Below are 268 nucleotides of genomic sequence, written 5' to 3'. Positions count from 1 at the left end.
TTTGATTGGCTGGCCCTCGTACCCGCTGACTGACTTGCACTTGTGCTGGCTGATTGCCTGGCCCTGGTTGACGCCGACTGACTTGCACTTGTGCTGGCTGATTGTCTGGCACTTGTCGATGCTGACTGACTAGCTGAGGTGCTGGCTGATTGGCTCGCACTTGTTGAGGCCGATTCAGTAGCTGAGGTGCTGGCGGATTGGCTCGCACTTGTTGAGGCGGACTGACTAGCTGAGGTGCTGGCGGAGTGGCTTGCACTGGTTGAGGCGG

The 268-nt window shown here is 58.6% G+C and carries 1 protein-coding gene; it reads right to left on the bottom strand.

Annotation, left to right across the window (positions count from 1 at the left end; all coding sequences use genetic code 11):
* Positions 1-268: hypothetical protein (locus OCF96_RS09980; RefSeq protein WP_261447072.1), on the bottom strand; the 268-nt coding region annotated here is incomplete at both ends.

It is taken from the genome of Streptococcus mitis, assembly GCF_946190065.1.
Lineage (GTDB): Bacteria > Bacillota > Bacilli > Lactobacillales > Streptococcaceae > Streptococcus > Streptococcus mitis_DE.
The sequence above is the reverse complement of the archived record's forward strand: the minus strand, read 5'-3'. Positions and strand labels throughout refer to the sequence as shown.